The following is a 21,765-nucleotide window of genomic DNA, read 5'->3' on the forward strand; positions in this document are numbered from 1 at the left end:
TTATTTCCTGATAGGCAGGTAAACCGAGAACTCGGTATGACCCGGCCAACTGGTAAATTCAATTTTGCCGGAATGTTGATCAATCAAATTACGGGCGATGGATAATCCAAGTCCGGTACCACCCTCGCGACCGCTGACCATTGGGTAGAACAGCGTATCCTGCAAGTGAGGGGGAATACCCGGACCGTTATCCTCAACATCAATACGTGCAGCCAGGCGATAACGCATACCGTGTAGCGTGAGCTGGAAAGCGGTGCGGGTTCGCAGAATAATCTCGCCACCTTCTGGCCCTAACGCCTGTAGCGCATTGCGCACGATATTCAACAGAACTTGCTCTATCTGATCTGGATCGTGCAGCAGCTCTGGAAGACTTGGGTCGTAATCACGAATCAGCGTGACGTTTTCCGGTAGTTCCATTGAGACCAGTGCTACCACGCGTTCAGCCACTTTGTGAATACTTTCCGTAACGTGCATACCTGGCTGTTGTGGACCCAGCAAACGGTCAACCAGATTACGCAGGCGATCGGCCTGCTCAATAATGACTTTTGTATATTCTGTCAGCGCCGGGTCCGGGAGTGCTTTACTGAGAAGTTGCGCAGCGCCACGTAGCCCGCCCAGTGGGTTTTTAATTTCGTGCGCCAGTCCGCGTACCAGATCGCGGGCCGCAATTTGTTGAGCATGCTGGAGCTGCTCCTGACTCAGACGGCGCTGGTTATCCATTGGGGCCATCTCCAGCAGGATAAGGCCGTCAGGAAGCCGCTGAGCGGTCACTGAGAGGATATGTGAGTGGCTGTCTATTACCAGCGTCACTTCGTTGTCCGTAAAGCCCTGGCCAGCTTCCAGGCTCTCTCGCATCAGTCCGATGTTCAAAGAGAAATAGCTCAGCAGATCAGGAAGCGGTGTACCAAACAGTTTACGAGAACTTTGGGCGAGCAGCTGCTGTGCCGCGGGGTTGGCGTAATGTACCGCCAGCTCATCATCGACAAGTAAAATGCTGTTGATTAACGAATTGAGGATCTGCCCAGCATCGGGCAGCGTGCCGGTTGCCATTCAGCAGTCTCCTGAAAAAGGTTGCACCAATTTAGTGCATTATAGCTTTTTACTTAGAAAAAGCGCGAAGGATCAGGTTGTTGGTGGAGAAAAAAGCCCATCGTGTGATGGGCTAAAAGTTCCACGGCAACTAAAAAACTCCTGGCGCCTTCCACGTCGCTGCTGCGTTAGCTACCTTCGCTCACCCCACTCACATAGCTATCTATGCTCCTGGGGATTTGCTCAGTTGCCGCTTTGCCGCAACGTGAAATTCGTCGGATTATTAAGATACGGTTAAACGCTGTAGTACAGCTCGAACTCTACCGGGTGCGGCGTCATGCGTACGCGGTCATCTTCTTCGCGACGCAGTGCAATGTACGCGTCAATCGCTTCATTGGTGAATACGCCACCTGCAGTCAGGAACTCGCGGTCAAGATCCAGTTCTTTCAGTGCTTCTTCCAGAGAGCCAGCAACCTGTGGGATCTCTTTCGCTTCTTCTGGCGGCAGGTCATACAGGTTTTTATCCATGGCTTCGCCAGGATGGATTTTGTTCTTGATACCGTCAAGGCCAGCCATCAGCAGCGCGGCGAAGCACAGGTACGGGTTAGCCGCTGGGTCCGGGAAACGCACTTCGATACGACGTGCTTTCGGAGAGGCGACTACCGGAATACGGATAGATGCAGAACGGTTACGGGCAGAGTAAGCCAGCATTACCGGTGCTTCGTAACCCGGGACCAGACGCTTGTAGGAGTTGGTGGTCGGGTTTGCCAGGGCGTTAATTGCTTTCGCGTGTTTGATAACACCACCGATGTAGAACAGCGCCTGCTCAGACAGACCAGCATATTTGTCGCCAGAGAACAGGTTTACGCCGTTCTTGGACAGGGACATGTGGCAGTGCATACCGGAACCGTTATCGCCAAACATTGGTTTTGGCATAAAGGTCGCTGTTTTACCGAAACGGTGTGCAACGTTGTGAACCACATATTTGTAGATCTGAATTTCGTCCGCTTTTTTGGTCATGGTGTTAAAGCGGGTAGCAATTTCGTTCTGACCCGCAGTCGCCACTTCGTGGTGATGCGCTTCAACAACCAGGCCCATTTCTTCCATGATCAGACACATGGTAGAACGGATGTCCTGGGAGGAATCAACCGGAGGAACCGGGAAATAACCGCCTTTCACGCCAGGACGGTGACCTTTGTTACCACCTTCATATTTGGTGGAGGAGTTCCAGGCACCTTCGATGTCATCGATAGCGACGTGGGAACCGGAGATGGATGCGCCGAAACGGATGTCATCAAACAGGAAGAATTCTGGCTCTGGCCCGAACAGAACGGTGTCTGCGATGCCGGTAGCGCGCAGGTATTCTTCAGCACGTTTAGCAATAGAACGCGGGTCGCGGTCATAACCTTGCAGCGTACCTGGTTCCAGGATATCGCAACGGATGATCAGAGTAGACTCTTCAAAGAACGGGTCAATGAGAGCAGTAGAAGCATCTGGCATCAGAACCATGTCTGATTCGTTAATGCCTTTCCAGCCACCGATTGAGGAGCCGTCAAACATTTTGCCTTCTTCAAAGAATTCGGCATTTACCTGATGAGCAGGAATAGTGACGTGCTGTTCTTTACCTTTAGTATCGGTGAAGCGTAAATCAACAAACTTCACTTCGTGTTCATTCAGCATCGTCAAAACGTGTTCAGCGGACATACTTACTCTCCCGGATTGGTCATTGTCGTCGTGGTAACGAAGTCTACAATTCTGCAAAAAATTGGCCGTGTCGCCGTAAAAAATATAAAGCGAAATCTGTGCCAACTTTTAAATTGCCCCTAAAAGGCGTTATCATGCGCACCATCGTGCAAAGGGGCTGCACCATGAATGTTGTATTGCACCATTATAGTGCTTTAATGTGAACATTAAGCACCATATTGGTGCAATGGACATCAAAATACCCCTTTTAACGCTCCGTGAATGTGATCACAAAGAAACTCTGCAATACTTGTTTGCGGAGGATGTTTGTGATCCTGTTTTGTACTGCGATTAATCCGTGTACAATAACGCGCTATTTCTAAAATGCCTGAGGCAAAGTTGTGATCGAAAATTTGCGTAACATCGCCATCATCGCGCACGTAGACCATGGTAAAACCACCCTGGTAGACAAGCTGCTCCAACAATCCGGTACGTTCGATGCACGTGCTGAAACCCAAGAGCGCGTGATGGACTCCAACGATTTGGAGAAAGAGCGTGGGATTACCATCCTCGCTAAAAACACCGCTATCAAATGGAATGACTACCGTATCAACATCGTTGATACCCCTGGGCACGCCGACTTCGGTGGTGAAGTTGAACGTGTAATGTCCATGGTAGACTCCGTACTGCTGGTCGTTGATGCAATGGATGGTCCGATGCCGCAGACGCGCTTCGTGACCAAAAAAGCCTTTGCCCATGGCCTGAAACCAATCGTTGTTATCAACAAAGTTGACCGTCCGGGCGCGCGTCCTGACTGGGTTGTTGATCAGGTATTTGACCTGTTCGTTAACCTTGATGCTACCGACGAACAGCTGGACTTCCCTATCGTTTACGCTTCTGCGCTGAACGGTATCGCGGGTCTGGATCACGAAGATATGGCTGAAGATATGACTCCGCTGTATCAGACCATCATCGATCGTGTACCAGCACCGAACGTTGACCTTGATGGCCCGCTGCAGATGCAGATCTCTCAGCTTGATTACAACAACTATGTTGGTGTTATCGGCATCGGTCGTATCAAACGCGGTAAAGTTAAACCGAACCAGCAGATCACTATCATTGATAGCGAAGGCAAAACTCGTAACGGTAAAGTCGGTAAGGTCCTGACCCATCTGGGTCTGGAACGTATTGAGAGTGACATTGCTGAAGCGGGCGATATCATCGCGATCACCGGTCTGGGCGAGCTGAACATCTCTGACACTATTTGCGACCCGCAAAATGTCGAAGCGCTGCCGGCACTGTCTGTTGATGAGCCGACCGTAACCATGTTCTTCTGCGTAAACACCTCTCCGTTCTGTGGCAAAGAAGGTAAATATGTTACCTCTCGTCAGATCCTTGACCGCCTGAACAAAGAGCTGGTGCACAACGTGGCACTGCGTGTTGAAGAAACCGAAGATGCGGATGCATTCCGTGTATCCGGTCGTGGTGAGCTGCACCTGTCAGTTCTGATCGAGAACATGCGTCGTGAAGGTTTCGAAATGGCGGTTTCCCGTCCGAAAGTTATCTTCCGCGAAATCGACGGCCGTAAACAAGAGCCGTTCGAAAACGTCACGCTGGACGTCGAAGAGCAGCACCAGGGTTCTGTGATGCAGGCTCTGGGTGAGCGTAAAGGCGACCTGAAAAACATGAATCCAGATGGTAAGGGCCGCGTACGTCTTGACTACGTGATCCCAAGCCGTGGTCTGATCGGTTTCCGTTCAGAATTCATGACCATGACTTCCGGTACCGGCTTGCTGTACTCCACCTTCAGCCATTACGACGATGTTCGTGCGGGTGATGTTGGCCAGCGTCAGAACGGCGTACTGATCTCCAACGGTCAGGGTAAAGCAGTTGCGTTCGCACTGTTCAGCCTGCAGGATCGCGGTAAGCTGTTCCTGGGTCACGGTGCTGAAGTTTACGAAGGCCAGATCATCGGTATTCACAGCCGCTCTAACGACCTGACTGTAAACTGCCTGACCGGTAAGAAACTGACCAACATGCGTGCGTCTGGTACTGACGAAGCAACGGTTCTGGTTCCGCCGGTTAAGATGACTCTGGAGCAGGCTCTGGAATTCATCGATGACGACGAGCTGGTAGAAGTTACTCCAACTTCCATCCGTATTCGTAAACGTCACCTGACCGAAAACGATCGTCGCCGTGCAATGCGTGGCGCGAAAGAAGAGTAATTAACGCTCTTTTCGTGACAAGACCCCGCCTACTGGTGGGGTTTTTTTTTGCTTGTTATTCCTGGAATCAGATGAGAGTTACGCTTAATCCCTGCCTGCCGTCTTAACCACTTCCACTTCAGATTCCTGCCATAAGAGAGCTTTGTCACAATTATTTCTAAAGCTCGATGCGTGTGTTTGCTTTCTTTTTCGACGTCAGCGTATGATAAAACCATCTGGTTTAAACCAAATGGATTAAACAATGACGAGTAATCAGTCGACCGTTGAAAATGCGAAAGAGAAGTTAGATCGTTGGTTAAAAGATGGGATCACCACACCGGGCGGAAAACTCCCTTCAGAAAGAGAACTGGGAGAGCTGTTGGGTATCAAGCGTATGACGTTACGTCAGGCGTTATTAAACCTCGAGTCTGAATCCAAAATCTTTCGTAAAGACCGCAAAGGATGGTATGTCACACAGGCTCGTTTTAACTACAGCCCGGAATTATCGGCAAGCTTTCAGCGCGCAGCGCTTGAGCAGGGCAGAGAGCCTTCCTGGGGATTTATCGAGAAAAGCCGGGTATCTCACTATCCTGAAGCTACCGCTCCGCTGGTAGCTGCTACGCCGTCTGATGAACTGTATCGGATAACGGGTTGGGGAGCACTGGAAGGGCATAAGGTTTTCTATCACGAAACGTATATTAATCCGAAGGTTGCTCCGGGTTTTATTGAACAGCTTGAAAGTCAGTCATTTTCTTCAGTGTGGGAAAACGAATATAAAAAAGAAACGGTAATCAAAAAACTGGTTTTTAAACCTGTCAGAATGGCCGGTGATATTAGTAAATTTATTGGCGGCTCTGCTGGAATGCCTGCCATTCTTATTGAAAAACATCGGGCCGACAGCGATGGCAACATCGTGCAAATAGATATTGAGTATTGGCGATTTGAAGCAGTTGATCTCTTCATTAACTTGTAGGTACGTTTATGGTCACTAAAGATAATGCACATAAAATCCTGGCTCGTGTAGATAACCTTCCCCTATATCTACACGCGTATGCTTATCATTTAAATATGCGTCTTGAGCGAATATTACCGAATGATTTATTAGATATTGCTAATGAAAATAATCTGCGCGGCGTGAAAATTCACGTTCTTGATGGTGAGCGTTATTCTCTGGAAAATATGAATGACAATGAGCTGTCAGCATTCGGTGATAAAGCGCGTAAGTTGCAGCTGGATATTCATATTGAAACCAGCTCCTCTGATAAAAAGTCCATTGACCAGGCCGTCTCTATTGCTTTAAAAACAGGTGCCTCTTCCGTAAGGTTTTATCCACGCTACGAAGGTAATCTTCAGGATGTTCTTGCAACAATAACTCAAGATATCAAATATTTGCGTGAAAGATATCAGGATAGCGGACTGACATTTACGTTAGAACAGCATGAAGACTTGAAGAGCCATGAATTAGTGTCATTAATTCAGAACAGCGATATGGAGTCACTCTCTTTACTCTTTGATTTCGCAAATATGATCAATGCGAATGAACATCCGTTAACAGCGCTAGATACGATGTCACCGCACATTACTCAGGTGCATATTAAAGATGCGTTAATCATTAATGAAAAAGCGGGGCTGGGCCACAAAGCCTGTACATCGGGCCAGGGAGATATGCCATTTAAGGCGCTACTGACCAAACTGATCTGTTTAGGTGATGATAAGCCACAGGTAATGGCTTACGGACTGGAAGAGGAAGTTGATTATTATGCTCCAGCGTTTCGTTTTGAAAATGAAGGTGATAATCCATGGATCCCATGGCGCCAAATGAGTGAAACACCGTTGCCTACAGCTGATCTTCTGGAAGAACGTCTAATTAAAGAAAAAAACGATGCTATTCAACAATTAAAATTTGTGCGTAGCGTGCTACAACAAATAAAAAATGAGGCACATGATATTCTAACTAATTAAAAAATCTTCGTTTCTTTTTAGGTTGCTTAAACCATTCCAGGGGAATGGTCATATTGTTATTTTCAAAACAAATGATTTAAATAATCATTTAGGGGATGCTATGCTCACAAAAAAGAAATGGGCACTTTTTAGCCTGTTAACGCTGTGCGGCGGTACAATCTACAAATTACCTTCACTGAAAGATGCGTTCTATATTCCGATGCAAGAATACTTCCATTTGACCAATGGTCAAATTGGTAATGCAATGTCAGTGAACTCATTTGTGACTACCGTGGGTTTTTTCTTATCTATTTATTTTGCAGATAAATTGCCACGTAAATACACCATGTCTTTTTCTCTTATTGCCACAGGATTGCTGGGGGTCTATTTGACCTCTATGCCTGGCTATTGGGGGATCCTCTTTGTCTGGGCGCTGTTTGGCGTCACCTGTGACATGATGAACTGGCCAGTGCTATTAAAATCTGTTAGCCGTCTGGGGAATAGTGAACAACAGGGTCGATTGTTTGGTTTCTTCGAAACGGGCCGCGGTATTGTTGATACGGTTGTCGCATTTTCCGCGCTGGCCGTCTTTACCTGGTTCGGTAGCGGATTGCTGGGATTCAAAGCCGGTATCTGGTTCTACTCTGCCATCGTGATTATCGTGGGGATCATTATCTTCTTTGTGCTGAATGATAAAGAAGATGCGCCTGTGGCAAAAGTGCAGGATGCAGAAGATGCGCCGAAAAATCCCAGCATGACATCGGTATTGAAGGATAAAACCATTTGGCTAATCGCCTTCAACGTCTTCTTTGTGTATGCCGTCTATTGTGGATTAACATTCTTCATCCCGTTCCTGAAAAACATCTATATGCTGCCGGTCGCGCTGGTGGGGGCTTATGGGATTATTAACCAGTACTGTCTGAAAATGGTCGGTGGCCCGATTGGCGGGATGATCTCGGATAAGATCCTGAAATCACCCAGTAAATACTTATGCTATACGTTCATGATCAGCACGGTAGCTCTGGTGTTGCTGATGATTCTGCCGCATGAAAGTATGCCGGTTTATTTAGGCATGGTGTGTACACTGGGCTTCGGTGCGATCGTCTTTACGCAGCGCGCTGTTTTCTTTGCCCCGATTGGTGAAGCCAAAATTGCCGAGAACCAGACGGGCGCTGCAATGGCGCTGGGCAGCTTTATCGGTTACGCCCCGGCGATGTTCTGCTTCAGTCTGTACGGATATATTTTGGATTTAAACCCGGGTCTTATCGGCTACAAAATCGTGTTTGGCATTATGGCGTGCTTTGCCTTCTGCGGTGCGATTGTCTCCGTGATGCTGGTTAAACGGATTAGCCAACGCAAGAAAATGCTGGAAACTGCAGAGGCGTAACAGGCTTCGATATCGAAGAATACGAAAAAGCCGCTGATAATCAGCGGCTTTTTTATCAAACGGATCAGGAGGTCACCTGATCAGCAACAACCAGTTCAATATTCTCTATATCAAGCAATTGCCTGAAGGAGTTTGGCGGTGGAGCATCGGTAAAAAATGCCCGAATTTTACGCATATTACCAATAGAAACAGCAGCCGAGGCGGTAAACTTAGTATGATCGGCAACCAACAGCGTATTACGTGCATGTTTGATCATAGTTTTAGCTACAAGCGCTTCGTTAACATCAAATTCCAGTAGCGTGCCGTCTTCTTCAATGGCACCAATGCTGGTAATCAAATAATCGGCTCTGAATCCTTCAATGAAGTTCACTGCGCCAGGGCCAACAATACCGCCATTATGAGCACGTAATGTTCCGCCAGGTACCATTACCTCAAGATCTTGATTCTTATACAGGATCTGCGCAACACGAAGGCTATTAGTAATGATGCGTAAGTCCCGGCGATTTAACAAAGCCCGCGCGACGGCCTCTACCGTTGTTCCGATGGTAATAAAAACCGTACAACGCTCAGGAAGATAGTCAGCAACCGCCTCCGCGATCGCTTCTTTTTCCTGAGTAAGAGACAACTCCCGCTGTTCAAAGGCGGTATTCATGACGCTGGATACTCGTCCGGCTCCACCATGATGTCGGGTGATCAGGCCCTGTTCGCTCAACTTACGAATATCCCGGCGCACAGTTTGCGTGGAAACATCCAGCAACTGCGCCAGCTCTTCGATATTCATATAGCCGCGTTCTGTAATGTAATGAACAAGCTGATCGTGTCGCGGATTACCGGTGACTTCAATGATGCTCATGAATACTCCTGGACTTCTTCCCCGTAATTGCTGGTTATTTTACGCATAAAGTGACAAAAATGATTCGGTTTGCGCACGATTAGGAATTCCGGCTCGTCCGCCAGCCTGAGTACATTTCATCGCGGCCACCGCACTTGCGAAGCTGATCGCTTGTTCGGTGGGCATTTTCTCTGCAAGAGCAACCGCCATTGCACCGTGGAAAACATCGCCTGCTCCGGTTGTATCTACCACATTGACTGAAAATGCAGCCTGTTGATACATATGTTCATTTTCAATCCATTGCGACCCCTCGCCACCAAGCGTAACGTACACTTTACCATCAGTTCGCCCGGCAGCCAGTTTTAGAGCATGTTGTGTATTATCCTGCCCAGTCATTCGCTTAAGTCCTGGAGCCGAAAAAACCGCGTGGTCGGCAAGTGCCACCAATGGGGTTATATCTTGCGGTGTCATATCTGCATCCAGTAGCGTCTGTACACCAGCTGCACGTGCCAGTGCGAAGGATTTTAATGTCCCTTCATGCCAACGCACATCTGCAAGAACGATGTCATAGCGAGTAAAATCAATCGATTCTAGCCACTTTGCATCTGTATCGAGATCCGGGCTTGGATAGTTCACGATGATGCGTTCGCCGTGTTGATCAACCAATATTGCGGATTGAGATGAACGGGAATTTGGGTACTGACGACAGAATTGTGTATTAACCCCCCAGCCCTGAAGTTCGTTAAGCAAGGTATTCCCACAACTGTCATCACCCACCCGACCGATAAAATCGACGTCAACGCCGAGCCGGGCAATAGCGACGGCCGCTGTTGCTGCCGGGCCGCCACCTGTCTCCAGATATTGATTTGACTGATATTTCCCACCGCCGTCAGGCAGCGTGTTTAACGAGTAAATACGGTCCTGAACGGTAATTCCAACACATGCGATTCTGGTCATATTTGTTTAGTCCTGTGTGATCCTGTCTTCTTTTGTTCATTTTAATGACATAAATGATCAAATTAGTGACGCATGTCTTGTTTTTCGTCATAAATTACAAATATGCTCAAAAACAGACGGAAATGAGTTTTTGTTTGTAATTATTTTGTCAACCTAAGACAGGAGACCGTTCATGATTACCGTTGCATTTTTGGGATTGGGTCAGATGGGCAGCCCAATGGCTAACAATCTGTTGCAAAAGGGACATGCCTTACGCGTGTTCGACGTAAACCAACAGGCCGTTAATGAGTTAGTACAAAAAGGTGCAATTGCTGCCCAAACTCCCGCCGAAGCTGCTAAAGGTGCCGAATTCATTATCACTATGCTGCCAAATGGCGACATCGTTCGGCAAGTGCTACTGGGCAAAGATGGGGTGAGTGAAGGTCTGTCTCATGATGCGCTGGTTATTGATATGTCCACCATTCATCCATTGCAGACTGATGCGTTGATTACTGAAATGCAAGAGAAAGGCATCAGCATGATGGATGCTCCGGTAGGCAGAACGTCCGTTAACGCTATCGACGGTACGCTGCTGATCCTCGCGGGCGGTACACCTGAACAGGTTGAACGCGCGCGTCCAGTTTTGATGTGCATGGGAAATGAGTTGGTAGAAGCCGGGGGGCCTGGTATGGGGATCCGCGTAAAGCTTATCAACAATTACATGAGTATCGCGCTAAATGCCTTGTCAGCGGAAGCAGCAGTGCTTTGCGAATCATTGGGTCTGAGTCTGGATGTAGCAATCAAGGTCATGAGCGGTACGGCCGCAGGTAAGGGGCACTTTACGACAACCTGGCCTGGCAAAGTGCTGAAAGGGGATCTTTCCCCGGCATTTATGGTGGACCTGGCGTTGAAAGATCTACGTATTGCTGTCGATGTCGCCAGCCAGACCGGTGCACCACTCAATATGGGGATTGCTGCTGAAACGTATTACACCAGCGCCAGTGAGAATGGTAGAGGCCGTCAGGACTGGAGCGCTCTGTTATCTCAGGTTCGTCAGCAGGCTGGTCGACCAGATCCACTTTAAATTTTAAACATTCACAGGAGTTACTATGTCTTCCCACAATACCTCATACACGCTGAAAGATATTTCTCGCCCTGGTGGAGGATTTGCCATGCTGGCTGTCGATCAGCGTGAAGCTATGCGCCTGATGTTTGCTGCTTCAGGGCATCCTAAACCAGTTGCTGACAGCGTATTAACTGATTTTAAAGTCGCTGCGACCCAAATTCTGTCTCCTTATGCCTCTGCGGTTCTGGCCGATAAACAATTTTGCCTCGAGCAGATTGTCTCACAGGGCGCAGTAGCGGATTCATGCGGCCTGATTGTGGCGGCTGACCATTTTGTCCCGGGCAATGGTATCCCGGTAGATAGTGTAGAAATCGACAGGGCAATTGACCCTCATAAAGCCCGTGAGATGGGGGCAAAAGCGATGAAGCTGTTGGTGCTATGGCGCGAAGATGAACCAGCGGAAGCACGTCTGGCCATGGTGGAGGAGTTTGTTCAACGATGCCGTAGTGCCGGGCTGGTTAGCATCATTGAGCCGGTCGTCCGTCCCCCACGTCGCGGTTGGGTATTTGACAAGGAAAGTGCCATTGTTGCTGCTGCGGCGGAGCTTGGCTGCACTGATGCCGACCTCTATAAAGCGGAAATGCCATTAGGCGGCAAAGGTGATGAACAGACCCTGCTTGCTGCATGTCAAAAGTTACATGATCAAATGAAAATGCCATGGGTCATTCTCTCCTCGGGCGTTGATGCGGATATCTTTGGCCGCGCAGTTCGCATCGCCATGAAGGGTGGTGCTTCGGGATTCCTGGCAGGGCGTGCTGTATGGGCGTCGGTTGTTGGCGCTCAGGATCCGCAAACTATGCTGCGTGATGTGTCCGTTCCACGTTTACAACGTCTGGCAGAAATTGTGGATGAAGGTATTTCTCAGCGTTAATCACCGATTTTTAACGAATCTGGAGCAGAACCATGGATAAGATTACCCAAGTTCTATTTTCTGATATTGGGACAGTGACGACTCAATATGTTGAGCTGCCGCACCAGGAACTTAAACCGATGGAAGTCCGCATTGCCCCTGTTTTCTACGGAATTTGCGGCTCTGATCTGCATGTACTGAAAGGGGGGCATCCCTTTGCCAAACCCCCGGTTGTGCCAGGACATGAAATAGCGGCACGTGTAACAGAGGTTGGCTGTGAGGTGACGAATGTTAAACCGGGCGACCATGTTGTTGTCGACCCGATTATGGCCTGTATGGAGTGTCGAGCCTGTAAAGCCGGCCGCTTTAATTTGTGTGAACCTCCGCAGGTAGCTGGTTTCCGCGCGCCGGGCTTCGCCCGATCGCAACATATTGTTCCGTCGCGAAACTGTCATGTTGCCCCTGCTTCCCTGCCACTTAAGACGCTTGCTTTTGCTGAACCGGCAGCCTGCGCGCGTCACTGTGTGAGTCGTATGCCGACAGCTTCTCTGGAAAGTGTATTAGTGATTGGTGCCGGAACCATTGGTTTATCCATTGTGCAGGCGCTGCGCATCATGGGGGCAGGAAAAATCACCGTCATCGAACCTGATCCTAACAAACGAGCGCTGTCGTTAAAGCTGGGGGCGGCAGAAGTTTGCGCTCCGGGGGAACTGGATCCGCAGGCTCGTTTTACGGGTGCAATCGATGTTGTTGCTGCGCAAGCCACGCTGAATGATGCCTTTACCCATGTCTATGCCGGGGGAACCGTGGTGTGTATGGGCGTACCAAGCGGTCCACGCGAAATCCCTCTCCCGATGATGCAGCGTTTCGAACGTGATCTACTGAATTCTGGCATGTATATCCCGGAAGACTTTGATGCGGTAATCGAGTGGCTTGCGGATGGGCGGTTTGATACCAGCGAACTGGTGACCGATCTATTCCCGATTGAAGATGCGGCGAAGGCGTTTGAACGTGCGCAGCAAAATGACTCGATAAAAGTCATGCTGCAATTTGCTGAGGCTTGATGGCATAACCCTCTGTCTGGCGCTACTTAATGGTAGCGCCACCCTACAACAATGAAAAAGGATACTGCGATGAGTCACATCACCAGTCCTGCACCTTATTCGATCGGTCGTCCCCAGGACGTGATTGATATTGTTAATAAACATTCAGCAGTAAACACCAGTGTCGGCATCATTTTTATCGCTCTGGGCGGTATTCTTATTGATGCTTATCAGGCGGCGATGGTGGGGTTTGGTAACAAATATATCGCACTGCAATTTGGTATTTCACCGGGCCTTGCGGCAACGGTCAACGCATCTGTTTTAGTTGCAGCCCTGATTGGTGGGTTGTTGGCGAACCGTGTGATTAACCGCTTTGGTCAAAAGCGTGCATTTATCATCGGGATGGGGTTGTGCACGATTGGTGCAGCAGCTGTCGCGATAGCCCCCAATATATGGTGGGTGCTAGTGTGCCGTGTGATTATGGGATTTGGCCTGGGCATTGATTTCCCTCTGGCAACAAACGCAGTTGCGGAACTACGAGGTTCAACCTCCAGGAAGACTGGTTCGTCAGTTAACCTCTGGCAAATGGCCTGGTATGTCTCAACTACAGTTGTCTATCTTGTGCTGCTCCCGCTGCTGCTGTCGGGTATTGCTGAAGAGCAATTGTGGCGCTATGGGATTTTCATTGGCGCTATTTTTGCCGTCATTATCATGATCCTGCGTTACTTCTTTATTGGTGAGTCTGCAATGTGGGCTGCGCGAGTCGGACGTTATGATGAAGCCTGCGGTATTCTGGCAAAACGTTATGGTGTCCATGCTCGCGTTGCTGCCACGTCAAAAAACAATGATATTTCCTCCGAAAAAACAGAAAGTAAGTTTCACGGTGGATATGGCATCTTATTTAATTCACGTTACCGCAAACGTACCATCCTCGGTTGCGTCGTGGCGACAATGCAGGCTTGGCAATATAACGCTGTGGGTGTTTATTTACCGTTGACTCTGGCGGGAATACTGAGTGGAGGATTAACCGGCGCGCTTAGCGGTTCCGCAGTTGTGAATGCGTTATGTGGAATTACCGGGGGATTGATCGGCTCACTTATTCTCCAGCGGCTGGGGACACGTCTTCAGTCAATGTATGGATTCGCTGTCGTGACGGTAGCGTTGCTGGCATTAGGAACGCTGGCAACCACAAATCCATGGCTTTCTTTAGGGTTGTTGGGCGCAATTATTTTCTTCCACTCTGCTGGCCCTGGTGGTCTGGGAATGACCATCGCCACGCTTTCTTATCCGCCAACCATTCGTCCGACCGGTGTAGGATTCGCGCGTGCCATTATGCGTACGGGGGCGATAGCTGGGTTGATCTTCTGGCCTATGTTGTGGGGGGCATTAAAGACAGAAGCATTCTATTGGCTGGCAATTGTTCCTTTCCTCGGCTTTCTGACATGTGTATTGATTAAGTGGGAACCACTTGGTGCAAATGTTGATGCTGAAGATGCTGAGGTGCTGGCTGAGCTGGAGAAATAACAAGCAAGCGCGTCGCATGTGTAGGCGCGCTTTCTCATAAAAATCCTCCGTCTTTAAGTGATTCTGTTGAGCAGATTTCTCGCCGACCCGGAGAGGAAAATTATGGCTGAAAAAGAACATACACCAGGGAAAGAACTATCCGGCAAAGCCATGAGGCGTGTTGTCATGGGGAGTTTTGCTGGAGCGTTGATGGAATGGTACGACTTTTTTATTTTCGGAACGGCGGCAGGACTGGTCTTTGCTCCCCTGTTTTTCCCTGATAGTGATCCTTTTATTGGTTTGATTGCCGCTTTCGCAACCTTTGGCGTGGGCTTTTTATCCCGTCCACTAGGTGGCATTGTTTTTGGTCATTTCGGCGATAAAGTTGGCCGCAAAATAACGCTGATTTGGACATTAGCAATTGTCGGCTCCTCAACGTTTTTAATCGGTTTTATACCAACATACCAGGATATTGGTATCTGGGCGCCGATTATATTGATGATTTTGCGTCTGGTTCAGGGGTTTGGTTTGGGAGGCGAGTATGGTGGAGCGGCGTTGATGACCATTGAATCTGCTCCCGAGGCGAAGCGTGGATTTTTAGGTTCGCTCCCGCAAACGGCGGCCTCAGTCGGAATTATGCTGGCAACGGGCGTATTCGCACTGTGTAACCATTTCCTGACCCAGGAGGAATTTCTTTCCTGGGGATGGCGTATCCCATTTTGGTTATCCTCCATCATGTTAATTGTGGGGATGTTCATACGACTTCATACCGAAGAGACTCTGGATTTTAGACAGCAAAAAAATGCTGTAACGCAGGCCAAATCGACTCCTCCGCTGATTGAACTCTTCCGTAAACACCCGCGCAATATTCTGCTGGCGCTTGGTGCCAGGTTGGCAGAGAGTGTTTCATCGAACATCATCAACGCGTTTGGGATTGTCTATATTTCCAGTCAACTGGCGTTATCAAGGGATATCCCACTCAACGGTATGCTGATCGCTTCAGCGATTGGTATTGTGAGTTGTCCGTTAATTGGCTGGATCTCTGATCGTGTCGGGCAACGGAAAATGTACCTGCTCGGGGCGGGCTTTTGTATTCTGTTTGCGTTCCCCTTCTTCTTGCTGCTGGACACAAAGAACACTCTTATCATCTGGGGCTGCATGATCCTTGGTTATAACCTGGGGCCTACGATGATGTTTGCGGTACAGCCCACGCTGTTTACCCGCATGTTCGGTACCCGGGTTCGTTATACGGGGCTGTCATTTGCCTATCAGTTTTCTGCCATTCTGGGCGGGTTAAGCCCGTTGATTGCCTCCAGTTTGCTGGCTCTGGGTGGCGGTAAGCCGTGGTATGTAGCACTGTTTCTGTTTGTTATCTCAATACTTTCATTTATTTGCGTCTGGCTTATTGAGCCACATTCGGACAACAAAAATGACGCTAACAATAATTAACTTCTTACCTAAATATCAGAGAAAAATTAAATGAATACTGAACTGAGTACCGAACATCAACAAGCATTACAGCGTGCGTTTGATGCCCCCTGGCCAGGGCCTATCGGCCAACCGGTTTTGCTGGAAAATGGCCATCTCCGTCTTCAGGTCTTTCCGCGTGATGGTGCCAGAATTACCTCGCTACAGGCATTTGGCTTTGAAGTCTTGAGGCAATGGGAACCGCAGCGCAGGGCGTTTCAATATGGCTGCTTTCCCATGGTCCCTTGGGCGGGGCGCCTCGGGTATGCAACGCTGAAAGTGGGTGAGAAGCAGTATGATTTACCGGCTAATAAGCCCCCCCATGCTTTGCACGGTATGGCTTGTTATTCATCATGGGAAATTATTGAACATAAGAAAGATAAATTGACGCTGCGTATGCCGTTGGGTGCGCCTTGGCCTTGGCAGGGTGAGGTCTTGCAAACGCTAGCCCTAGAAGACAACGCGCTAATTCTGCGATTAGAAATTCGTTCTATGTCAGAAACCTTTCCGGCATCAGCAGGTTGGCACCCCTGGTTTGTTAAACACCTGGATGCGCAGCATGAAGATGAGGAATTGCGGGTGAGCTTTAATGCCGACTGGCAGGAAGAAGCTGGAAGTAATGAACTACCGACAGGCAACAAGGTCTCTCCGCAGCTTGGTCCATGGGATGACTGCTTTGGTTTTAATGCCGATCTTCATGTCAGATTACAATGGCCAGGAAAGCTGAGCATGGTGATGACATCGGCTGCACAAAGTCTGGTTGTCTTTGATAAACAGCCCGATGCAACCTGTGTCAACCCGCTCACTCAGGCACCGAATGCAATAAATGTGACGCCACAATTTGTCAGCGTCGATCTTCCACTGGTGATTGAGTCTCGCTGGCAATTTAGTCATGAAGACTAAGGTAATTACCGAATAATCCCGACAGGGACTCATAGTCAAACTTCTCCTTTCCCGCTACAGTTATTCATCCACGGCGAGTAAGGAGAAGGGCATGCTCTATATCTTTGATTTGGGTAATGTGATTGTCGATATCGACTTCAATCGCGTGTTAGGTACATGGAGCGATCTGAGTCGTGTACCGCTGGCTTCGTTGAAGCAAAGTTTTACCATGGGAGATGCTTTTCACCAGCATGAACGGGGTGAAATAACGGATGAGGCCTTTGCCGAGGCTCTGTGCCATGACATGGCGCTTCCGTTGAGTTATGAGCAGTTCTCTCATGGCTGGCAGGCTGTTTTCGTCGCATTACGATCTGAAGTGATCGACATTATGCATAAACTGCGTGAGCAAGGGCATCGCGTGGTCGTGCTCTCGAATACCAACCGCTTGCACACGACGTTTTGGCCGGATGAGTATCCTGAAGTTCGTCAGGCTGCTGACCATATTTATCTTTCCCAGGAACTCGGCATGCGTAAACCGGAAGCGCGGATTTACCAGCATGTCCTGCAGTCTGAAGGTTTTTCCGCTGCGGATGCGGTCTTTTTTGATGACAACGCCGATAATATTGAAGGGGCTAACCGGCTAGGGATCACCAGTATCCAGGTCGTCGATAAAACGACCATTCCTGACTATTTCGCGAAGTTGTTATGCTAAAAAATGTACACCAAAAAGCCCGGCATCATACGCGTCCTGTATGGGCCTGGCTTAAGCTATTATGGCATCGCATTGATGAGGACAATATGACGACGCTGGCAGGAAATCTTGCCTACGTTTCATTGCTCTCATTAGTGCCGCTTATCGCCGTTGTTTTTGCTCTTTTCGCCGCATTTCCGATGTTTTCTGACGTCAGCATTCAGCTACGGCATTTTATTTTTGCTAATTTTATCCCGGCGACAGGTGATGTCATTCAGCGTTATATCGAACAGTTTGTCGCAAACTCAAACAAAATGACGGCGGTTGGCGCGTGTGGGCTGATTGTGACGGCGCTATTGCTGATGTATGCCATAGACAGCGCGTTGAATACCATCTGGCGTAGCAAGCGTACACGGCCTAAAGTGTATTCTTTTGCTGTCTACTGGATGATTTTAACGTTGGGTCCGCTGTTGGCAGGGGCCAGCCTGGCAATCAGCTCGTATCTGTTGTCACTTCGCTGGGCCAGCGATCTCAACTCAGTCATTGATGATGTACTGCGCATTTTTCCGTTGGTGCTCTCCTGGCTCTCATTCTGGCTGCTTTACAGCATCGTACCCACGACGCGCGTACCCAATCGCGATGCGGTGATCGGGGCATTTGTCGCCGCCGTTTTGTTCGAAGCCGGGAAAAAAGGATTTGCGCTCTACATCACTATGTTCCCGTCTTATCAGCTTATTTACGGTGTCCTGGCGGTGATCCCCATTTTATTTGTCTGGGTGTACTGGACGTGGTGTATCGTCTTGCTAGGCGCGGAAATAACTGTCACTCTCGGGGAATACCGCAAACTTAAACAAGCCGCAGAACAAGAAGAAGCAGAGCAACCATGATTGCATTAATTCAGCGCGTAACCCGTGCCAGCGTCACCGTGGAGGGCGAGGTGACGGGTGAAATCGGCCCAGGACTTTTGGTCTTATTAGGTGTCGAAAAGGATGATGATGAACAGAAAGCGAACCGCCTGTGTGAACGCGTGCTCGGATATCGAATTTTTAGTGATTCCGAAGGTAAGATGAATCTGAACGTGCAGCAGGCCGGTGGCAGTGTGCTGGTGGTATCACAGTTTACGCTGGCAGCAGATACCGAACGCGGTATGCGCCCCGGATTTTCAAAGGGTGCGGCACCCGATCGGGCAGAGGCGCTGTACGAGTACTTCGTTGAGCGCTGCCGTCAGCAGGAAATGAACACGCAGACCGGACGATTCGCTGCTGATATGCAGGTTTCACTGGTTAATGATGGCCCCGTGACGTTCTGGTTACAGGTATGAACCAGCTTCCGGCGTGGTCGCGGGTAACAAGAGAGAATACAACTATGTATCACCTTCGAGTACCGCAAACAGAAGAAGAACTGGAGCGTTACTACCAGTTCCGCTGGGAGATGCTGCGTAAACCGCTGCACCAGCCAAAAGGCTCAGAACGGGATGCCTGGGATGCCATGGCTCATCACCAGATGGTGGTGGATGAAGAGGGTAATCTAGTTGCTGTAGGCCGTCTGTACATCAATGCGGATAACGAAGCCTCTATACGCTTTATGGCGGTTGATCCGTCAGTACAGGAGAAGGGACTGGGAACGCTAATGGCGATGACCCTCGAGTCTGTGGCGCGTCAGGAAGGCGTTAAGCGCGTAACCTGCAGCGCCCGTGAAGACGCAGTCGAATTTTTCGCCAAGCTGGGATTTGTGAGTCAGGGAGAAATTACCACGCCGCAGACCACGCCAGTGCGCCACTTTTTGATGATTAAACCCATCGCTACGCTGGATGATATTCTCCATCGTGGTGACTGGTGTGGGCAGTTACAGCAAGCCTGGTACGAGCATATTCCGTTGAGTGAGAAGATGGGTGTGCGTATTCAGCAGTATACCGGGCAAAAATTTATTACGACGATGCCCGAGACCGGCAATCAGAATCCTCACCATACCTTGTTCGCGGGAAGCCTGTTTTCACTGGCGACATTAACCGGTTGGGGACTCATCTGGTTGATGTTACGCGAGCGCCATCTGGGCGGGACAATTATCCTCGCCGACGCACATATCCGATACAGCAGGCCTATCACCGGGAAACCCACTGCCATCGCTGATCTGGGCTCACTGAGTGGAGACCTCGACCGTCTGGCGAGAGGCCGCAAGGCGCGAGTTCAGATGCAGGTAGAGCTGTTTGGCGATGATACGGCGGGCGTGGTATTTGAAGGCACGTACATCGTGTTGCCTGCGAAACCCTTCGGACCGCTGGAAGAGGGCGGCAACGAGGAAGAGTAATCAGAAAGGGATTCCTTTTTATTCGATGAACGCGTCTGCCGGAAGATTACAGGGTGCTGCGAGCGCCTTGTGATGCTCGGCTTCGCTGCACCTTTGGCTTCACAAAGAAATAGTTTTTACTACATCATTGAAGGTATCCCACTCTCCAGGCCACGTCACGTATAGCATTGCGTGCCGCATGGCTAATACCTGCAAGCTGAAAAAAACCGTGGATGACACCGAAATAACGCTGGCAGGTGCATTCCACATCTTGCTCCAGGAACCGTTGATACAAGGCTTCACCTTCATCGCGTAGTGGGTCAAATTCAGCAGTAATGATGTGTGTGGGTGGTAATCCGTTGAAATCATCCCTCCACAATGGGCTGGCCTCAGGGTGGAGAGGATCGGTATGCGACAAATACATCTCATAGCCAGACAGCAGCGTGTCGCGAGTAATGATGTAATCCTGCCCATTACGGGTGTAACTCTCAAACCTGGCGGTTGCATCCAGCATTGGGTAAATCAGAATAAGCTTGGCGGGTTGCCAGATATTTTTGGCTTTCAGGCGTAGTGCGGTGACCAGCGCCAGATGCCCGCCCGCGCTATCGCCAGTAAGCGTGATGTTATTGCGGTCTACACCCAGTTTCTCGGCATACTTCCAGATGATATTAGACCCTCTTTCGGCATCATCATGTGCTGCCGGGAAAGGGTGTTCTGGCGCAAGGCGGTACTTCACCGCAATCACCCGGCAGCCGCTGTACCAGGCAAGTTGCCTCAGTTGGTTATCATGTGTCGTAAATCCACCGCTGACAAAGCAACCACCATGATAATAGATGACGCAGGGCAGTAAACCCGAGACGCCGGGCGGCGAAACGACGCGAAATGTCATGGCATCGAGTTCAATATCTTCAACCTGTACGTGGGTTTCTGTTTCCCCGGCGAGCACGGTACTGGCGATGTACCCTGCTCTCCGGTCATCAATACTCTGTGTGCGTGAAGAAGGGCGACCCGCTGCAATAAACTCTTCAACCAGCTGTGCAATTCCATTTTCCAGTGCCATTTTTTTGTCTTTAACCTGTGTGAATATACAGTGTTATAGCCTGGATATTAGCAAAAGAAAATGGAGAATTTTGTCTGGACAGTGATTCTGGAAAGCGGCTCGCAAAAGTAAATTAACCACTCGCAGAGCTCTTCTCTTTAGAATTTACCGGGTATAAATTGCTCGTGTTTTAATCTTGAGTGATATACTGGAGATATATATGAGCGTGATGATTGGACTTGGTATGGGCCGAATTTTACTCGATTTATCAGATGAAGTGATTAAACGACTGGACGATCTCAAAGTGCAGCGCAATCTTCCCCGCGCGGAACTGTTGCGAGAGGCGGTTGAGCAATATCTGGAAAGACAGGAGCAGGCAGAAACCACGATTTCCAGCGCACTTGGCTTATGGCAGGGCTGTGAAGAAGACGGTGTGGAATACCAGCGCAAACTGCGTGAGGAGTGGTAATGGCTAATGGATCGGCACTTTTTGACACCAATATTTTAATCGACTTATTCAGCGGGCGGCGCGAAGCAAAACAAGCGTTAGATGCATGGCCGCCGCAGAATGCGATTAGCCTTATTACCTGGATGGAAGTGATGGTTGGTGCCAAAAAGTACAATCAGGAGCACCGCACGCGCGTTGCGATGAGCGCATTTAATGTTATCGGTGTATCGCAGGAAATTGCCGAGCGAAGTGTTGCTTTGCGCCAGGAGTATGGGATGAAACTTCCGGATGCCATTATTCTGGCGACAGCGCAGGTTCATCGCCTTGAACTGGTCACGCGTAACACCAGGGACTTTGCCGGAATACCGGGCGTGACGACGCCATACGAATGGTAACTTGGGCGACTTACGCCGCCCGG

21 protein-coding genes are annotated in these 21,765 nt (G+C 49.4%); 16 read left to right on the top strand and 5 right to left on the bottom strand.

The window, feature by feature from the left end; genetic code table 11:
* Both glnL and glnA read right to left on the bottom strand, forming a co-directional pair.
* Positions 1 to 1,050: a nitrogen regulation protein NR(II) gene (gene glnL / locus AACS05_RS24200; protein WP_045449194.1), complete on the bottom strand. Its 1,050-nt coding sequence runs from the start codon at positions 1,048 to 1,050 to the stop codon at positions 1 to 3.
* A 273-nt stretch (positions 1,051 to 1,323) separates the two neighbouring features.
* Positions 1,324 to 2,733 carry a glutamate--ammonia ligase gene (gene glnA / locus AACS05_RS24205; protein WP_045449196.1) on the bottom strand — a complete coding sequence of 470 codons (1,410 nt, stop codon included), beginning with the start codon at positions 2,731 to 2,733 and terminating at the stop codon, positions 1,324 to 1,326.
* A 380-nt stretch (positions 2,734 to 3,113) separates the two neighbouring features.
* Here glnA and typA point away from each other — a divergent pair, with 380 nt between their 5' ends.
* The 4 genes from typA (at position 3,114) to AACS05_RS24225 (ending at position 8,244) form a co-directional block, all read left to right on the top strand.
* Positions 3,114 to 4,937, top strand: coding sequence for a ribosome-dependent GTPase TypA (typA, locus tag AACS05_RS24210; RefSeq protein WP_045449198.1), 1,824 nt, complete (start codon positions 3,114 to 3,116; stop codon positions 4,935 to 4,937).
* A 241-nt stretch (positions 4,938 to 5,178) separates the two neighbouring features.
* Positions 5,179 to 5,889, top strand: a complete 711-nt coding sequence (locus AACS05_RS24215; RefSeq protein ID WP_045449200.1) for a GntR family transcriptional regulator — start codon at positions 5,179 to 5,181, stop codon at positions 5,887 to 5,889.
* Positions 5,890 to 5,897: 8 nt separating this feature from the next.
* Positions 5,898 to 6,878 (top strand): sugar phosphate isomerase/epimerase family protein, encoded by a 981-nt coding sequence (locus tag AACS05_RS24220; RefSeq protein ID WP_045449202.1) that lies wholly within the window; start codon positions 5,898 to 5,900, stop codon positions 6,876 to 6,878.
* Positions 6,879 to 6,978: 100 nt separating this feature from the next.
* Positions 6,979 to 8,244: an MFS transporter gene (locus AACS05_RS24225; RefSeq protein ID WP_045449204.1), complete on the top strand. Its 1,266-nt coding sequence runs from the start codon at positions 6,979 to 6,981 to the stop codon at positions 8,242 to 8,244.
* A gap of 64 nt (positions 8,245 to 8,308) precedes the next feature.
* On the opposite strand, the gene AACS05_RS24230 is transcribed toward AACS05_RS24225, so the two are convergent.
* A complete protein-coding gene (locus AACS05_RS24230; protein ID WP_045449205.1) occupies positions 8,309 to 9,097 on the bottom strand; it encodes a DeoR/GlpR family DNA-binding transcription regulator in 789 nt (262 codons plus the stop codon).
* A gap of 39 nt (positions 9,098 to 9,136) precedes the next feature.
* A complete protein-coding gene (locus tag AACS05_RS24235; protein WP_045449207.1) occupies positions 9,137 to 10,033 on the bottom strand; it encodes a sugar kinase in 897 nt (298 codons plus the stop codon).
* A 172-nt stretch (positions 10,034 to 10,205) separates the two neighbouring features.
* Between AACS05_RS24235 and yihU the strand changes: the two genes are divergently transcribed.
* The 10 genes from yihU (at position 10,206) to fabY (ending at position 19,881) form a co-directional block, all read left to right on the top strand.
* Complete coding sequence (gene yihU / locus AACS05_RS24240; protein ID WP_045449209.1) at positions 10,206 to 11,096, top strand: sulfolactaldehyde 3-reductase; 891 nt, start codon at positions 10,206 to 10,208, stop codon at positions 11,094 to 11,096.
* A gap of 25 nt (positions 11,097 to 11,121) precedes the next feature.
* Positions 11,122 to 12,009, top strand: coding sequence for an aldolase (locus tag AACS05_RS24245; RefSeq protein ID WP_045449211.1), 888 nt, complete (start codon positions 11,122 to 11,124; stop codon positions 12,007 to 12,009).
* Positions 12,010 to 12,041: 32 nt separating this feature from the next.
* Positions 12,042 to 13,052 (top strand): zinc-dependent alcohol dehydrogenase, encoded by a 1,011-nt coding sequence (locus AACS05_RS24250; protein WP_045449212.1) that lies wholly within the window; start codon positions 12,042 to 12,044, stop codon positions 13,050 to 13,052.
* Positions 13,053 to 13,121: 69 nt separating this feature from the next.
* A complete protein-coding gene (locus AACS05_RS24255) occupies positions 13,122 to 14,555 on the top strand; it encodes an MFS transporter (RefSeq protein ID WP_045449214.1) in 1,434 nt (477 codons plus the stop codon).
* Positions 14,556 to 14,657: 102 nt separating this feature from the next.
* Positions 14,658 to 15,983: an MFS transporter gene (locus AACS05_RS24260; protein WP_045449219.1), complete on the top strand. Its 1,326-nt coding sequence runs from the start codon at positions 14,658 to 14,660 to the stop codon at positions 15,981 to 15,983.
* A 30-nt stretch (positions 15,984 to 16,013) separates the two neighbouring features.
* A complete protein-coding gene (locus tag AACS05_RS24265; protein WP_045449221.1) occupies positions 16,014 to 16,904 on the top strand; it encodes an aldose epimerase family protein in 891 nt (296 codons plus the stop codon).
* Positions 16,905 to 16,995: 91 nt separating this feature from the next.
* Positions 16,996 to 17,595, top strand: coding sequence for a glucose-1-phosphatase (gene yihX / locus AACS05_RS24270; protein WP_045449223.1), 600 nt, complete (start codon positions 16,996 to 16,998; stop codon positions 17,593 to 17,595).
* Positions 17,589 to 18,461 carry a virulence factor BrkB family protein gene (locus AACS05_RS24275; RefSeq protein ID WP_045449224.1) on the top strand — a complete coding sequence of 291 codons (873 nt, stop codon included), beginning with the start codon at positions 17,589 to 17,591 and terminating at the stop codon, positions 18,459 to 18,461. The genes yihX and AACS05_RS24275 overlap by 7 nt, the downstream gene beginning before the upstream one ends.
* Entirely contained in the window at positions 18,458 to 18,895 is a 438-nt protein-coding gene (gene dtd, locus AACS05_RS24280) for a D-aminoacyl-tRNA deacylase (RefSeq protein WP_045449226.1), read from the top strand. Before AACS05_RS24275 ends, dtd begins: the two co-directional genes overlap by 4 nt.
* Before the next feature lie 44 nt (positions 18,896 to 18,939).
* Positions 18,940 to 19,881, top strand: a complete 942-nt coding sequence (gene fabY / locus AACS05_RS24285; protein WP_045449228.1) for a fatty acid biosynthesis protein FabY — start codon at positions 18,940 to 18,942, stop codon at positions 19,879 to 19,881.
* Positions 19,882 to 20,005: 124 nt separating this feature from the next.
* Here fabY and AACS05_RS24290 read toward each other — a convergent pair whose 3' ends face one another.
* Positions 20,006 to 20,920 (bottom strand): alpha/beta hydrolase, encoded by a 915-nt coding sequence (locus tag AACS05_RS24290; RefSeq protein ID WP_045449229.1) that lies wholly within the window; start codon positions 20,918 to 20,920, stop codon positions 20,006 to 20,008.
* Positions 20,921 to 21,119: 199 nt separating this feature from the next.
* On the opposite strand from AACS05_RS24290, the gene AACS05_RS24295 reads away from it, so the two are divergent.
* Both AACS05_RS24295 and AACS05_RS24300 read left to right on the top strand, forming a co-directional pair.
* A complete protein-coding gene (locus AACS05_RS24295) occupies positions 21,120 to 21,368 on the top strand; it encodes a ribbon-helix-helix domain-containing protein (RefSeq protein WP_045449231.1) in 249 nt (82 codons plus the stop codon).
* Complete coding sequence (locus AACS05_RS24300) at positions 21,368 to 21,742, top strand: type II toxin-antitoxin system VapC family toxin (RefSeq protein ID WP_045449233.1); 375 nt, start codon at positions 21,368 to 21,370, stop codon at positions 21,740 to 21,742. The genes AACS05_RS24295 and AACS05_RS24300 overlap by 1 nt, the downstream gene beginning before the upstream one ends.
* Positions 21,743 to 21,765: the final 23 nt, after the last annotated feature.

This window comes from Citrobacter sp. S-77 (assembly GCF_963864895.1).
GTDB classification, from domain to species: Bacteria; Pseudomonadota; Gammaproteobacteria; order Enterobacterales; family Enterobacteriaceae; genus Citrobacter; species Citrobacter murliniae.